16 protein-coding genes are annotated in these 13133 nt (G+C 69.3%); 3 read left to right on the top strand and 13 right to left on the bottom strand.

All coding sequences use genetic code 11. From position 1 onward, the window contains the following. Positions 1–634: 634 nt before the first annotated feature. Complete coding sequence (locus ACIBVP_RS45470) at positions 635–1423, bottom strand: hypothetical protein (RefSeq protein ID WP_396112788.1); 789 nt, start codon at positions 1421–1423, stop codon at positions 635–637. Between the two features lie 310 nt (positions 1424–1733). On the opposite strand from ACIBVP_RS45470, the gene ACIBVP_RS45465 reads away from it, so the two are divergent. Then, positions 1734–2579, top strand: coding sequence for a MarR family transcriptional regulator (locus ACIBVP_RS45465; RefSeq protein WP_396112787.1), 846 nt, complete (start codon positions 1734–1736; stop codon positions 2577–2579). A 798-nt stretch (positions 2580–3377) separates the two neighbouring features. On the opposite strand, the gene ACIBVP_RS45460 is transcribed toward ACIBVP_RS45465, so the two are convergent. From ACIBVP_RS45460 to ACIBVP_RS45450, 3 genes are all read right to left on the bottom strand, one after another. Further along, positions 3378–3617 carry a carboxylesterase family protein gene (locus tag ACIBVP_RS45460; protein WP_396112786.1) on the bottom strand — a complete coding sequence of 80 codons (240 nt, stop codon included), beginning with the start codon at positions 3615–3617 and terminating at the stop codon, positions 3378–3380. A 622-nt stretch (positions 3618–4239) separates the two neighbouring features. Then, on the bottom strand, positions 4240–4404 hold the full coding sequence (locus tag ACIBVP_RS45455; protein ID WP_396112785.1) for a hypothetical protein: 165 nt from the start codon (positions 4402–4404) through the stop codon (positions 4240–4242). A gap of 155 nt (positions 4405–4559) precedes the next feature. Beyond that, entirely contained in the window at positions 4560–4763 is a 204-nt protein-coding gene (locus ACIBVP_RS45450; RefSeq protein ID WP_396112784.1) for a hypothetical protein, read from the bottom strand. 34 nt (positions 4764–4797) lie between these two features. Between ACIBVP_RS45450 and ACIBVP_RS45445 the strand changes: the two genes are divergently transcribed. Next, on the top strand, positions 4798–5043 hold the full coding sequence (locus tag ACIBVP_RS45445; protein ID WP_396112783.1) for a hypothetical protein: 246 nt from the start codon (positions 4798–4800) through the stop codon (positions 5041–5043). Between the two features lie 284 nt (positions 5044–5327). Here the strand turns inward: ACIBVP_RS45445 and ACIBVP_RS45440 are convergent, their stop codons facing one another. The 5 genes from ACIBVP_RS45440 to ACIBVP_RS45420 all read right to left on the bottom strand — a co-directional run bounded on the left by ACIBVP_RS45440 (position 5328) and on the right by ACIBVP_RS45420 (position 8685). Further along, positions 5328–6305 (bottom strand): sigma factor-like helix-turn-helix DNA-binding protein, encoded by a 978-nt coding sequence (locus ACIBVP_RS45440; protein WP_396112782.1) that lies wholly within the window; start codon positions 6303–6305, stop codon positions 5328–5330. Further along, a complete protein-coding gene (locus ACIBVP_RS45435) occupies positions 6302–6502 on the bottom strand; it encodes a hypothetical protein (protein ID WP_396112781.1) in 201 nt (66 codons plus the stop codon). Before ACIBVP_RS45435 ends, ACIBVP_RS45440 begins: the two co-directional genes overlap by 4 nt. Before the next feature lie 1028 nt (positions 6503–7530). Continuing rightward, a complete protein-coding gene (locus ACIBVP_RS45430; protein WP_396112780.1) occupies positions 7531–7818 on the bottom strand; it encodes a hypothetical protein in 288 nt (95 codons plus the stop codon). Between the two features lie 54 nt (positions 7819–7872). Beyond that, positions 7873–8142 carry a hypothetical protein gene (locus tag ACIBVP_RS45425; RefSeq protein ID WP_396112779.1) on the bottom strand — a complete coding sequence of 90 codons (270 nt, stop codon included), beginning with the start codon at positions 8140–8142 and terminating at the stop codon, positions 7873–7875. Between the two features lie 195 nt (positions 8143–8337). Beyond that, on the bottom strand, positions 8338–8685 hold the full coding sequence (locus ACIBVP_RS45420; RefSeq protein WP_396112778.1) for a hypothetical protein: 348 nt from the start codon (positions 8683–8685) through the stop codon (positions 8338–8340). 23 nt (positions 8686–8708) lie between these two features. Here ACIBVP_RS45420 and ACIBVP_RS45415 point away from each other — a divergent pair, with 23 nt between their 5' ends. Further along, the gene (locus ACIBVP_RS45415; RefSeq protein WP_396112777.1) at positions 8709–8969 is read left to right on the top strand and encodes a hypothetical protein; all 261 of its coding nucleotides are present in this window, start codon (positions 8709–8711) and stop codon (positions 8967–8969) included. 249 nt (positions 8970–9218) lie between these two features. On the opposite strand, the gene ACIBVP_RS45410 is transcribed toward ACIBVP_RS45415, so the two are convergent. From ACIBVP_RS45410 to ACIBVP_RS45395, 4 genes are all read right to left on the bottom strand, one after another. Further along, the gene (locus ACIBVP_RS45410; protein ID WP_396112776.1) at positions 9219–9572 is read right to left on the bottom strand and encodes a hypothetical protein; all 354 of its coding nucleotides are present in this window, start codon (positions 9570–9572) and stop codon (positions 9219–9221) included. 78 nt (positions 9573–9650) lie between these two features. Further along, a complete protein-coding gene (locus tag ACIBVP_RS45405; RefSeq protein WP_396112775.1) occupies positions 9651–11444 on the bottom strand; it encodes a VWA domain-containing protein in 1794 nt (597 codons plus the stop codon). Positions 11445–11490: 46 nt separating this feature from the next. Next, positions 11491–11760: a hypothetical protein gene (locus ACIBVP_RS45400; protein ID WP_396112774.1), complete on the bottom strand. Its 270-nt coding sequence runs from the start codon at positions 11758–11760 to the stop codon at positions 11491–11493. 23 nt (positions 11761–11783) lie between these two features. Further along, on the bottom strand, positions 11784–13028 hold the full coding sequence (locus ACIBVP_RS45395; RefSeq protein WP_396112773.1) for an AAA family ATPase: 1245 nt from the start codon (positions 13026–13028) through the stop codon (positions 11784–11786). Between the last annotated feature and the right edge of the window lie 105 nt (positions 13029–13133).

The following is a 13133-nucleotide window of genomic DNA, read 5'->3' as shown; positions in this document are numbered from 1 at the left end:
TGAGAACCAGCCAGCGCAACACCCGTGAGAAACCCGACGTCCGCCCAGCTCGCGTCAAGATCAAACGAAAACAATCTTGAGAACCTACACTCGCGGCGTGAACGGTTCGGGTTCGCCCATGCCCGCGCCGACCTTGGGGGCGAAGCGCTGGCCCAGGAATCGACCAGCACGATCCGCTGGGTGAACAACGGCAGCGAGACGGCATCGAGGGTGATGATGTTGTGATCGCCGGCCAGCTCGAAGAAGCCTCGACCGACAGGCCCTCAACCCAGGTGAGGTACGACGTGCCTCGCAGTAGTGCACGCGCCACTCGGCATCGCTCTGAGTGACGAACGCCTTGTCGGACCGCCAGGGACCGTGCCCGCCCAGCGCAACGGCGAGGATCCGGGGGCGCTCGGCATGCCAGCACCGCCTCCCGGCTGAGCGCCTCGGCGGCCTCGTCTTCTACGGCACCGTGCAGATCGGGAAGTACCGCTACAACGGCGACGACTACACCGGGACAACCCATCCGACTGCTTCCATTGCGACATAGCGGGTCCGGGTTGCCCGGCTTCGCCCCGGCCCCGGCGCGCAGCTCTTGCGGTGCAACCGGGCCGGCGACGATGGAAGAAATCGGGTTCTCTACGTTGGGGTGTCAGTTCCCGCGTCGTGCGCGTAGTTCGGCGCGCAGTTCGTTCAACGTTCGTCCGTCGGACGCCCTGAGCACGGTCCATCCGTTTTGCGGGAAGCCGCTCATGGCAGTGGCAGCACCAGACGGGGTTGCGAACACCCGACCGTCAGTAAGAACAACCGTTCCGTCGGTCCGAACCCGCGCCCGCATCTCGCCGTCCACCTCGCCGTCGAGCGGCAGCGTGGACGCAAACCCGGCGACCGCCTCCCTGAGATGGCAGTGCAGCCCCATCACAGCGGCGGCTGTCGGCGCAACGACGAGCGGCCAGCGGTCGTCGAGACCGAACCACTGGCCGACTCGCTGCCAACGCCCCTGGTAGGCGAGCAGCATTTCGATGTCGGCTACCTGGTCATGAGGTGACGGACAGGTCGGATCGGTCGGGTGCGTCAGGCGTACCACGAGGTCGCCCTCGTACTGGTCGTCGGCTGGCGGTTGGTCACCGACCCATTGTGCGGAGAAAAGGGCCACCTCACCTGCGCGGTGGGGGTCGGTGTCGCCGGTGATGTCCACCGCCGTCACGAGCATCGCCCACGCGTCCTCGGGGCACCGCATCGGTGGCGGGGTGAGTGCCGGGGCGAGGATCATCGTGTCGGGCTGCAGCCCTTCCCGCGCCCGCATCGTCACCTCGTCGTGCGGCCGTGACGGCTCGACGGTCGCGCTGGTGTCATCGGGCACGTGTTCCGGTAGCGGCGCGTCCACGGCCGCGTCGGAGGTCGGTTCGCCTGGGTCGTGGGCGTCGCGGTCGGCCGTCATTGTCTATGTGTCCCTTCGGTTCCGGTGATCGGCCGGGTGGCCTACCTGTATGGACGCTTCGTGATCGCGTGGTTGTCAACGGGTATGTGGACCACGGGCGCGAAGCGGACCCGTGTGGGTGAAACGAACCCATCTCCGCATCACCGTCTACACGAGACAGACGTTTGCCGAACCCGCTTGACTTCATGGGCCGAAGGAAGCGTTCATAGTCACGTAGCCCGAACACACCGGCAGCGCACCGGGGGCCACATCCGCTCCGGCCGGGGCATGACCACCCACTACCGATCATGAACGCGAATCGAGGGATGTCATGTCCAGCAAGACCCGCACCCGCAAAACCGGCACCACCGCCAGCACCACTGAAACCGTCCGGACGCTGCGGTCGGTTCCCGAGCAAGCCATCGCCGCGAAGGCCCGCACGGAAGCCGAGGACAAGCTGTGGGAGGCGTTGCACGCCGCCCCGAACAGCACCGCCGCCGACCTGTCCGCAACGGCAAAGATCGGGAAGTCGACCGCGCAGAAGATCCTCGTCAAATGGGCCACCGAGGGCAGCGTCACCCGCACCGCCGGGATCGCCCAGGGCGGTCGGCGCGCCGCCGACCTGTGGGCAATCACCGACGTCGACACCCAGGACGACCCGCCGCCCCAGGTGGACACCTCTGCGGCGGAGGACATCGACACGGCGGACATCGACACGGCGGACATCACACAAGCCGAATCGGTCGCCCCGGACACGCCCGACGCTGACGACCCCGTCGAGCAGACGGACGCCGCAGTCGATGACGCGCAGCACCCGGTCGAGACCGAATCGGCCGGCCTCGTCCACGCCGAGCCTGTCGTCGCCGAGGTGAACCAGCCCGCCACCGACGACGCGGCCACCAACGTCGACAAGCCCACCGAGGACGACGCAGACGCGCCGGGCGAGAAGAAAAAGGCACGGCTGGCACCTGGCGGGTTGCGAGGAATGGTCGAGGACTACCTGCGGGACAACTCGGGCGAGTTCAGTCCGAACGCGATCGGCAAGGCGTTGAACCGATCCTCCGGTGCGGTACACAACGCGCTGGAGAGGCTGGTCGAGAGCGGCTACGCCGTGCGCACAAGCGACAAGCCGAAGAAGTACTCCCTCGCCGCGACGACTGCTGCGACTACAGAGTAGCGTCTCCCGTTGCCAGAGGGCCATGTCGTCACGTGCCTCCAGCGGACCGTCGTTGGGGGCACGACGGCGTCCGGGGACTTCACGTTCCTGCGAAAGCGTTTCCTGTAGGGTGTAGACCGCCCACAGCGGGCAAACTTCCGCCCGGGTGGACACTGTCCGGGTCCCGTCGTGGCCGTCTGATTGATGAAAATCGTGGGCGTACTTTGGTAGTTGATGACTCGAAGTAGCGATGCCTATGTCGCGTGAGGCGATCGTTCGGGGCGGCTATCACGCGCGAACAGGTACGCCCTACTTCCGCCGGGACCTTCGCCCGGTTCGGGACCGCAGAAGTATGGAGCCATCGGGGCACCACGCGAAGGTTCAACCCCGAGCCCTCGTTTCCATAGCCCCCTAGGGAAACTTGGGCCTTGGCCGCGAGCCCGAGGCCGTAGTTGCCGGACTGGACGCCTGCCTTCTCCGCGGACAGCGTGGGAGGCGCGAGGTGGCCGAGCGGGCCGAGCCGGAAGTTGACGGTCACCACGTCGATGCCGCCCTCAGCCGCCAGTCGCCCTGCCGTCGTAGAAGTCGCCGCTGCCATAGAGATCGACCGCTGGCCCAGGGCTGAACACGGGTGTACCGGGTCCTGGGCACCCCTGTCCGATGTCTTCTCCAGCGCCTTCAGTTGCCGCGTGAGCGCGGACAACCCCGAAATCACCGACCCCCTCGACGTAGCCAGGCTGGCATTCAGTGCCGAAGACGGCGTCATCTACGGCAACCAAACGTGGCAGTCCTACGACGACACCGACGACGACGGAACCATCACCGTCGACATCCCGCGAGGAAGGAGCCGCCGTGGAACCACACCAGGACCGGCGTTCCCTCCCGCACCCTGCGCGGCACGGTCACGTTGTGGTAGAGGCAATCCTCGGCGTGGGTCTCCGGCGAGGCGAACAACGCCAGCTGCGCGCACTGGCTGCGCGGCGCGGTGGCGTCGAGGACACCGCGCCAGTCGCACGCACCGGGGGCGCCAGCGCAGAGGTCCGACCGGCGGTGCCGCATACGGGACTCCCAGGGTACTGCGCGTAGTCCACGTGGACTGCCCTACAGCGGGCGCGAGCGCCGCCGCAACGAGCTGAGCACCCGCGACGCCGTGCCGTGCCGCACCCCCGTGCAGCGAGACCGCCGCGCGAGCACGCCCACCCGCGCCGCCGCTGTGCTGGGAATGTGCGAGACGTCCGTACGGTGGGAATTTCGCGAAATCCAGGAGGAACGATGGGTGTGGTGTGGGACGGCGCGTGGCGGTCATCGCGGCGGTGGTTGTCGCGGTCAGTGGGTCGACGGTGGCGGTGCAGCAGGCGGCTGTCGCGGAACCGGTGACCGCGGAGGGCCCCGGCCCGACCGGGCTGGCGGCCTGGCTCGCCGAACGTGGTGACGACCGGGTGCAGCGGCTCGCCGGACGAGTGAACGAGCTGGCGGCGACGCTGGGACCTGACCGGTTCGGCGGCAGCCGGTGGACCGAGAACGGTGAACTGGTCGTGCAGGTCGTCGGCGGGGCCGAGTCGGAAGCCGTGGTCCGCAGCTGGGAGTCGACCGTGGACCGCTCGGCCGGGCTTGTCGTGCACCTCCAGCGCGTGAAGAACACCAGGGCGTACCTGAAGGCGATCGCGGCAGAGCTGTCCGGTCAGGCGAACGCCTGGGTCGACAGCGAGAAGAACACGGTGATCGCCGAAGTCGCTACCAGCGCGGTCGGCAAGGTGTCGGCTCTGACCGACCGGTACGGCAGTGCCGTGACGATCGTGGAGGCCCCACCCCCGGCGCGGACGGCGACCAACCGGCGACAGGACACCAGCCCGTTCTACGGGGCGCTGTCGATCAACGACACCACGACCACAAACCCCGGCCACCCCTCGGACTGCACCTCGGGCTACGCGTGGCGCCTGTGGTCCACCGGCGCCATCGTCGAGAGCACGGCCGGCCACTGCTTCGCCCGCGGCACTGCATCTACAACGCCCAGTCACGGGTCGGTACGGTCTCCCACCGCGCTTTCGCCCACAACGGCCCCACCGACGCCGAGTTCATCACCCCGCCCGCGGGCATCACGTTCGCGTCCCGCATCTGGGTCGGTAGCACCAGCACGACCGTCAGCTGGCTCGTGGTCGGCGCCGCGGACGACACCGACGCGAGCATCGGCGGCCCGATCGTCATCAGCGGCTCCAACGGCGGCGAAACCTGCGGCACCGTGCTGGACGTCAACGTCCCCGCGTGCTTCGACGATGGCACCTGCACCCTCGGTCTGACCAAGTTCCAGGTGGTCTCCGGCGGCCTCCAGCGCGGCGACTCCGGCGGCCCCTGCTTCAGCTCCGCATCCGGGCGACCAAACACCGTCGTAGCACGCGGTCAGGTGGTCGGCGGCGGCGGCGTCGGGTGGTGCACGCCCGTCAATGACATCAGCGCGACGTTGCAAGCCTCCATCGTCACGCAGTAAAGCACCAGCGAAACAACCCCGCCTCGTCCACCGCAGCCCGAACTCGATGACGGTGCCGCTCCCGTGGTCACCGGCCAGCCCGGCCTACACCACCACGACCGCCCACCGAAGGAAGCCCGACAACCAGCGCGCCGCCGGACCGCTCGCCGAGCACTGGCCGAGCGGTCCGCCCGCGGTCTGCCACGTCCTCGACGACACGCGGCCGATGCCCCTCGGCGAGGACACCGCCGTCCGCCCCGAGTCAGGCCCTACGATCGGACTTGACCCGGGCGGGCGGCAGAGCGCTACGCCGCAGGGGCGGCGTTGTTCACCGGCCCCAGCGGACGCACGATGTCCTGCAACTGCTGCTTGGACATGCCGAGCGTCGCGGTCAGCGACGTGTACCCGTGGTGCTGGTTCACCCGGGCGCTGTTCGCGGTGATGCCGAGGTCCTCGGCGATCTCGCGGGGTTTGAGCCGCCAGAAGAGACTGCGCACCATGACCTCACGCTGCCGTTCGGGCAGCAACTCGACCGCCCGATAGATCCGCTCCACGATAGAGGCCGCAGGCCCCGCGGGCTGGGGATTGACCAGAGCCGCCCCCCAGTCGCGCTCGGGATCCGCCAGCCACGTCGTGTCCTCGGGCACGGCCGACTCGGCAGCCTCAGGTGGGGGCGCGGTGGCATGGTGCAGCGCGCCACGGAACTGCTCCAGCAGCGACCGCACCTTGTTCACGGGCACCCCGAGGCGCACCGCGATCTCGCGCATCTCGAACCCGTCCGCGCGCAGCAGCACCGCGTCCCGCACGTCCGAGGACAACGCGTCGACCATCTCCCTGATCGCGAGCTTGTCGACCACGCCCCCCGCCAGGTCACCATCGACCGGCTCGGCCAACTCGAGGTCGTGCGGGTCGCTCGCGAGGATTTCCCGGTACTGGTTCCTCATCAGCTTGATCCGCACGCGGACCGCGATGCCGACCAGGTACGAGAACACCCGGTCACGGCGTTCGAGTCGACGCAGCCGGTCCACGACGACCTGCAGGAACGTCTCCTGCAGGACGTCGTCGACCAACTCGGGGGGTGTGTTGCGGGTGCGGAGGAAGGCACGCAGCCGCGGCGCCATCTCCCGGAACAGCCTCTCGATGTCCTCCTGGGCCAGCTCCCGTCCTCCGACCGGCTTGTCGAAGTACTTGTCGCTGGCCCCGAAGTAGGTGTCGGGGAAGACTTCGATCTTGCGGCTCCCCGCCGACCACGAGGCGAGGACCGGGAAGAGCGCGGCGCTCATCTGCGGCCCGCCAACCCGGCGAGGACCCGGGCGGCCAGGAGCCGGCCACTGGGGATCGCGACCGGCAACAGGACCGCGACCAGCGCGATGATCGCGACCGGCGGCCACTGCTCCTGGAACGCCAGGTACACCACGAACACCCAGGGCGCGGAAGCCAGTAAGTCCCGCGGTAGCGGGACGGCGACCTCCCCGGGCATGCCCAAATACTGGAAACCCGCGCCATCCGGCGCAGGAACTGGGATATTCATTTTGCTTCTTTCTTTGTTACGGAGGCCCCGAAACCGGAGCTTGACCTCTTTCGATCCCGCCTCGTAGCCCTGCTTGATCTTCACGGCCACGAGAAGTGCAAACCACGAGACGATCTCGAAAGTGCTGCTAGCGTATCGGGTCCGGAGCGACGGAGCGAGCACGTCCTGTCAACAACCTCGACATGTGATGATGGCCACAACCATTAAGGAGAGGATTCATTAAAAGTGTGTGATGAGGACCACTGCCCTTTAATGCTCTGGCACGCTTCGTCGCTACTACTTAGTGCGTCATATTGACCATAATTACTAGTCAGTGACAGTCGCTGTCGAACACGACGGGGACGCTGTCCGCGGACAAGTAGAGCCTGGTCAGTACGGCGCGCGGGGTTGCTTCCCCCGCGTTACGGAGGCCCCGCCGCCCCTGCACTCAAGGCCACGAGAAGAGGCGGCGGGGCACCTGCCTTACGACTGACCAACCCGACGATCCGCCCGACCTACTCGCGTCAGCGACACGCTTGATCGAGCGGCGCGTACGGGCTCGTCGTGGGAGCGGACACCCGCCGTAACCTCTGCCCGAATCCGTCGTTCGAGGCGGGCTTGCACGGCGTCGTCCCTGGCGATGGCAACCCGGCCCTCACTCAGATCACCGCGCTTGGCGACCTGCCGTTGGTACCGGCCGGGAATGGCCGCGCGCGTGCGGCCAATCGCCGCGGCTGTCGCATTCCTGGCGCTCCTCGACTGGTGATGAAGGGGCAGTCCTCGCGGTGGTGTTTGGTGAGGTGACGCTGTCGTCGGGGTGTTCGATGATGTGCATCGCACCGCCGTGGGTGTAGGCCCCGGTGATCTCATCGGCGTCGTACCTGGTCGCCACCAGTCGCTGGGTGGGTCGGCGGCGAGGCTGGTCCAGGTCATCTGGTCGTTGAGGACCTCGGCGACGGCGCGACTCTGGACAATGTAGAAGTCGCGCTCGACGTGGGCTAGCGACGGACGAGTTCGGTGCGGAGGTCGGCCAGGAGCCGGTTGTCGCGGGCACGCCGCCAGTGGTACCAGCCGTTGGCGGTGTAGCCGGTGAGGCGGGTGGCAAGTGCGTTGACGGCGGACACGGAGAACGCGTCCGGCCCGTGGTGGAGAATCCCACCTGCCTTTAATGGTGGCGAGGTGCTCATCGAGCACGACCAGCCCGGCATGGCGCTGGTCAGCGTCGTCCATTGGGCGTCGCTGAGAGCGGCGTCGGCGAGGAAGCGCATATGGGTGAGCACCGTCATGGCGACCTCGTGTGGCCAGCGCGCGTCCACTGCTTCCCAGATGCGCTCGGTGCATCACTGGCCCTGCATCGCTACCAGTACCTCGACGTCGGTCAACGCGGGATCCACGGGCGAGGCCAGCGGGCGAATCACGACGTCTCCGAAGTGCAGAGTGGCAGGCGGCGGCGGTTCGGGTAGCCACACCCCGGAAAGCAGGTCCGTGGTGTCGGTGTGCGCAGGATCGGGTGCGGGGGCGTCCCCGACATAGCGGACTGGGGGTCCGGCGGCGTCGGTGGTCCGCACGGCGACCGCGACGAGCCCCCACGCCCCGCCAGGCAGGCGCATCGGCACAGCGTGTGGAACGGTGGGGGCGAGCAACACAGTCTCGGGCGGCAAGGACGTGGGTAGGGCTTGGTGTCGACGTTGCGTCGTGCTGCGTGGTCACGGTGGCCTCCTGATTCATCGGTAACGGTTGGCGTGGGTGAGATTGTTGGTCGGTTGGTCGGGTGGCGGGCAGATGACCGAACGTTGGTGGCGTTCTCACTGCGGAGGGCGCATGGCCTCGCGGAGCCGCTGTTCGACCTCGAAGCTGTCGCGGGCGGTGAGGATGGTGGTCAGCACGATGACGGCGGCCCCCTCGTCGAATGGGCGTACCGGGGTGCCGTCGACGGTGAGGTCGTGGCCGTCGGCGGTGACGATCCGCCAGTCCCGCTGGTTGGCGGGGTCGGCGCAGTAGTAGCTGCCGACGAGTACGCCGTGGCGGGTGACGGTGCCGTACATGGTCAGTTGTGCGTCGGCGGGGTCGTAGATGATCGAGGTCACCTCGCAGCCGTTCTCGGTGAAGCTGCGTGTGACGATCTCGGCTTCGGGTGGGTTGTAGGTGGTCATCGGTCTTCTCCTTGCGTGTTGTGGTGGGTGTCTTGCGGGGTGGTGAGGCGTCGTGCGGCGGCGGTGAGCAGCCCGGTCCGGGGGTCGCGCATGAGCGGGAGTGGGACCGAGGGCGGGTCGGCGGGTGCGCGCAGCCACGCTTCGAGGTCTGGCGGTCCGATGTCTTCGGCGGGTTCCCGGGGGGGTTGCGTGGGTCGAGTGGTTCCCAGCGCACCCCGCGGCCGACCGTGACGTACACGCCGGGCGCGGCGGGGTCGAAGGCGATGATCCAGCTGCTCACGTGACTCGTCGGCCACGGCCACGGCCACCCGGTTCGGCGGGGGTAGGACACGCCGATGCCTTCGGTCTCCGAGGTGATGAACAGGTCGGCGACAGCAGCGGTGCGATAGATGGGCTCGTCGGTCGCGGTCAGCGCGAGGCGTCCGGGCGGGACACGCAGGAGGTTCTCGGGTTCGCATTCCCCTTGCAGGGAGCCGAGCCACTCGGCGCCATGGCCGCGCCCGAGGTAGAAGTCGGTCTTGGCGGACATGGCTTCAGCTCACCGTCCTGTTGGCCGAGCGCCTCGCGCCGCGGCTGCGCGACGAGGGCTGGTCAACGAGGGCTGGTCGACGAGTTCGTGAAGGGTCGTGATCATCGCGACCATCCGAGAGCGTCGGCGGCGGACGCGGGAAGGTAGCCGACCTGCTCACCCATGCCGACCACACCACGGGCGGGTCGATGCGCGGGGTGCCGTCGCCCTCGGCGTCGTCGGGCGTGCACACCACCCGCGCGAGGTGGTGTTCCATCGGGTGGTGGGGTTGGCCGGCGATCCGCACCGGGGTGGTGGGGTCGTAGCCGGACAGGACGGCGATCACGTCGCCCACGGTGGCGAGCCGCGTGGCGGTCATGGAGGGTCACCTCGTGGTCGTGGCTTGTGCGGCGGGTGGTCCGGGGCGAAGGGGCGTTCCCCCGCCCGAACCGGGCTGTTAGCGGTCGGTCGCGCGGAGGGCGGCGGTGGCGGCGTGCCCGATGGCGCGTGCGGTGGCGGCGGGGTTGGTCAGCACGTGGACGGTTGACCCGTCGAGCGGGGTGTCGCGGTCGCTGGTGGTCAGCCACAGCACGGCGCACCCGGATGCGCGCAACCGGTTGAGTTTGCGCTGTCCGTCGCGGCGGGGTTGGCGGCGGTAGTCGCCGTCGGACACGATGACCAGCAGCCGCGCCGCGCCGGGGCGGGACAGCCCGAGGGCGCCGTCGAGGGCGTCCAGCGCGACCGGGATGTCTTCCCAGTTGTCGTTGGACTCGAACTCGGTGACCTCGGCGGGCGGGCGGCCGGGGTGGGTCAGTGGGCGCACGTGGTTTCCGAAGATCACGCTCGCGGTTTCGGTGGGCACCCTGGTATGGCGGGCGGCGTTGGCCAGAATCCACGCCGCCGAGGCCACATGCGCACTCGCCCATCCCATCGACCCGGACACGTCGCAGGCGATCCCGACCCGCAACGGCGGGACGGTGACCGGGGTGCGGGTGGTGCGGGTGAACGGTTCGGCGGTCACGACCGCTCCGGCGGCACGCTGGGCTTCGGCGGCACGCACGCCGCGCATCCGCAACCGCCCCGGCGGGACCTCGGAGGTGGAGCGCACTGCGACCCGTTCCCGGGTCCCGGCGGTGTCCAACGCGCGCGCCAGCACCCGCGCGGCGGTGCGCTCTTCCGGGGTGGGCGGACGGGTGCCCGCGAGCCGGGTGGTTCCGGTGCGGGGACCACCAGCGGCGAACACCCGCCGCGCGGCCTTCTGTGCCTCCTTGTCGGCGGCGTCGGCTTTCGCCTTCTCGTTGGCGGCGATGGCGGCGGGGTCCTCGGGTGCCTTCTCCCGCGCTACCTTCGCCGCCACCCCGTTGAGCACGGCGGTGATCGCGTCGGCCAGCGGTGACGGGTCGGCGGGGGCGTTGGGGGTACCGGTGCCGGAGGTGCCACCGGATGGGTCGGGGGTGCTGGACGGGTCGGGTGCCGCGCCGGGGTCGGGGTCGGCGGGGGTATTCGGGTCGGTGCCGAGAATTTCGCACCATTGCCGCCCGAGGTCGAGCATGGTCTCGCCGTCGTCGTCGGCGGTGCGCAACGCCGTGCGCCACACCGCCCGCAGCTTGCCCAGAGTCTCGGTGCCGAGCACGTCCTCGATGACACGGGCGACGGGGGCGACCTCGGTGCGGGTGAGCACACCGCCGTCCGCGCGTCCCAGCAGCAGCGCGGCGGTGTGCGCGGCGTGCGCGGGGGTCATCTGAGGGGCGGTGGCGGGGTCGGCGAACAGTTGCAGGTCGGCGGCGACGATGCCCTTCACGCACGCCCGCAACCAGTGGCGGTCGTCGGGTCGGCGGCGGACTTGCGCGGCTTCCATGCGGGGCTCTTCCAGCAGCATGGCGGCGGCGACCACGCCGGGCGGGGCGTCGTCCGGTGGTTCCCAGGCGGTGTGTTTGGCGTGCCCGCATTCGTGGGTCAGGGCACCCCACGCCGGGGCGTAGCGGGGGCGGTCGGACAGGTTCGCGGGGTCCACGGTGGCGGGGTCCACCCCGAGGTGGTCGCCGTTGACCTCGATCAGCGCGCGGGCGGGGTAGAAACACGCCGGCGCACCCCCGCCCGCACCGGGTGCGACAGTGACCAGGAGGTCGTCGCGGTCGGCGATGACTGGAACCTCGTCGGCGAAAGCGGCGGACAGGGTCAGCCATTCCGGGCGGGCGGGGAACACGGCCGTGCCGGTAACGGTGGAGTCGGCGGTGACGTGGGTGCTCATGGTGACGTCCTTTGGTCTGTTTGTCGGCGGCGGCGAGGTGGGGTGATCAGTCCTCGCGGATCGCGGCTGCCACGGCGGCAGCGAACACGTCCATGGGTGCGCGGGTGAGCTGCGCTTCCCAGAAGTCGTAGTACGGGTCGCCGTGACGTACCGGCCGGACGATGAAGCAGGCGGCACCGTCGTCGATCAGCCGGACCACGGCTCGGGGGTGTGTGAAGTCGCGACCGTTCGCGGTGATCGTGAACCCGAGTTCGACGAGGTGGTCTACTGCGCGTTGCGTGGGGGGCGAGTACATGGCGGGCATTGCCGTTGTCATTTCGGAGGTCCCTTTCGTGCCGGTCAAACTCGTTTGCCGAGGGCGAGCGGGGTCACGGTGCGGCCGAACGCGTCGCGCACCACGGCGGCGACGGTGGCGCGGTCCTCTTCCGGCGCGATGCCGACGAGGTTCCCGGCGGCGGCGTCGGTGCCCAGCACGGCGGCGATCTTCTTGAACGCCAACAGTTCCCGCAGTTGGGGTGCCCACCCGACCTCGCCCCGTTCCTGCCGGGTGGCGAGGTTGCGCGCCACCCGCACCGCCTTGCGGTCCACACCCAACTGGTCGGCGAGGTCGTAGTCGCTGGACACCTGAACCTGCACGGAGAACCGGGACGCGAGGGCGTCGGTGAGCACCGCGCCGTGCACGCCGGGGTTGTGTCCGGCGACCACGTAGAACCCGGGCGCGGCGTCCACGACCTCGCCGCCGTTGGCTTTGATCAGGATTTGGCGGCGTCCGTCCATCGCGGGGTAGACCACGGCGAGCACGGTCGGCGGGATCAGTGTCGCGTCGTCGATGAACAGCGGCACCCCGTCGCGCATCGCGCGGACGAGCGGACCGTGCACGAACACGAACTCGCCATCCGGGGTTTTCGTGTAGTCCCCCACGAAATCGGCGACCACCGTGTCCCCGTCACCCTGGACCGTGATGCAGTCCGGGAACGCCGCCTCCACCACCGACGTCTTCCCCGTCCCGGGCGGTCCGTACAACAGGGCGGCGACCCCGGCATCGCGCAACCGCCACAGCGCGGTCACGTCCGGCATCCCGGACAGCAACCGGGGGTGATAGTCCATCCCATTCGGGCGTTTCACCGGACCGGTGACCACGCCCGCCGACCCGGCGGCGGATCCGCCCGTACCGGACCCGGCGGGCATGGGCTCGGCGGGCGGTGCGCTGGCGGTTCGTTTCGGAGTGGTTTTCGGGCGGGGCGTGCGCGGTGGGGCGGGGGTGATCGTGGGCGCGGCGGCGGACGCCGTGGTCGCGGTCGCCCGGTACATCAAAGGGGCGGCGGACGCGATCTCAGCTTCACCGCGATCGGCCAGGTACTTCAATGCGTTGCCGACCGCACCCGACGACCGACCGCCGAGCGCAGCGGCGATATTGCGCGGGGTTTGCGCCGTCCCCCCGCAGTCAACCAGGACCCGCGCGACCATCGCGCGCAGTTCACCGTTGCCCAGGCGTTTCCGCGCGCCGCCTGGGGCGGTCGGCGTGGTCGGTGCCGCCGTGACGGACGGCGCGACGGACGGGGTGTGGGTGGTCGGCGTGGTCATCGCGGGCGTTCCTAATCAGTTCTGAGAGTGAGCCGTCCGGCACACTCTTGGTCGGTAGCCGCCCGGTTGGTGAGCACTCGGTGTTCCTGGACGTTGAGTCCTGAC

This window comes from Actinophytocola sp. NPDC049390 (genome assembly GCF_044466355.1).
Classification (GTDB): domain Bacteria; phylum Actinomycetota; class Actinomycetes; order Mycobacteriales; family Pseudonocardiaceae; genus Actinophytocola.
This window is presented reverse-complemented; position numbering and strand designations above follow the sequence as displayed.

What these genes read in the sequence shown, in the direction of transcription:
- ACIBVP_RS45470 (WP_396112788.1), bottom strand. Translation starts at nt 1,423, where the DNA reads ATGACGGCCGACCGCGACGCCCACGACCCAGGCGAACCGACCTCCGAC.
- ACIBVP_RS45465 (WP_396112787.1), top strand. Translation starts at nt 1,734, where the DNA reads ATGTCCAGCAAGACCCGCACCCGCAAAACCGGCACCACCGCCAGCACC.
- ACIBVP_RS45460 (WP_396112786.1), bottom strand. Translation starts at nt 3,617, where the DNA reads ATGCGGCACCGCCGGTCGGACCTCTGCGCTGGCGCCCCCGGTGCGTGC.
- ACIBVP_RS45450 (WP_396112784.1), bottom strand. Translation starts at nt 4,763, where the DNA reads ATGACGATCGGGCCGCCGATGCTCGCGTCGGTGTCGTCCGCGGCGCCG.
- ACIBVP_RS45440 (WP_396112782.1), bottom strand. Translation starts at nt 6,305, where the DNA reads ATGAGCGCCGCGCTCTTCCCGGTCCTCGCCTCGTGGTCGGCGGGGAGC.
- ACIBVP_RS45435 (WP_396112781.1), bottom strand. Translation starts at nt 6,502, where the DNA reads ATGCCCGGGGAGGTCGCCGTCCCGCTACCGCGGGACTTACTGGCTTCC.
- ACIBVP_RS45430 (WP_396112780.1), bottom strand. Translation starts at nt 7,818, where the DNA reads ATGACGGTGCTCACCCATATGCGCTTCCTCGCCGACGCCGCTCTCAGC.
- ACIBVP_RS45425 (WP_396112779.1), bottom strand. Translation starts at nt 8,142, where the DNA reads ATGCGCCTGCCTGGCGGGGCGTGGGGGCTCGTCGCGGTCGCCGTGCGG.
- ACIBVP_RS45420 (WP_396112778.1), bottom strand. Translation starts at nt 8,685, where the DNA reads ATGACCACCTACAACCCACCCGAAGCCGAGATCGTCACACGCAGCTTC.
- ACIBVP_RS45410 (WP_396112776.1), bottom strand. Translation starts at nt 9,572, where the DNA reads ATGACCGCCACGCGGCTCGCCACCGTGGGCGACGTGATCGCCGTCCTG.
- ACIBVP_RS45405 (WP_396112775.1), bottom strand. Translation starts at nt 11,444, where the DNA reads ATGAGCACCCACGTCACCGCCGACTCCACCGTTACCGGCACGGCCGTG.
- ACIBVP_RS45400 (WP_396112774.1), bottom strand. Translation starts at nt 11,760, where the DNA reads ATGACAACGGCAATGCCCGCCATGTACTCGCCCCCCACGCAACGCGCA.
- ACIBVP_RS45395 (WP_396112773.1), bottom strand. Translation starts at nt 13,028, where the DNA reads ATGACCACGCCGACCACCCACACCCCGTCCGTCGCGCCGTCCGTCACG.